This is a genomic window from Telluria sp. AZSoR62 (assembly GCF_058111565.1).
This window is the reverse complement of the sequence record NZ_JBYTST010000513.1, coordinates 1-244: the sequence shown is the minus strand read 5'-3', so window position 1 is coordinate 244 and position 244 is coordinate 1. Positions and strand designations below refer to the sequence as shown.

Annotated in this window: 1 pseudogene; it reads left to right on the top strand. The window is 58.2% G+C overall.

Annotation, left to right across the window (positions count from 1 at the left end):
• A pseudogene (gene groEL / locus AC3XQU_RS24575) lies at positions 1-244 on the top strand (chaperonin GroEL); the annotation flags it as partial.

Sequence of the window (244 nt, the reverse complement as noted above, 5' to 3'; positions counted from 1 at the left end):
ATCATCGTTGACGGTGCTGGCGTAGAGCAGGACATCCAGGCGCGCATCACTCAGATCCGTGCCCAGGTTGTCGAAACTTCCTCGGACTACGACCGTGAAAAACTGCAAGAGCGTCTGGCCAAGCTGTCCGGCGGCGTTGCAGTGATCAAGGTTGGCGCCGGTTCCGAAGTTGAAATGAAAGAGAAGAAAGCCCGCGTTGAAGACGCCCTGCACGCAACCCGTGCAGCCGTTGAAGAAGGCGTGG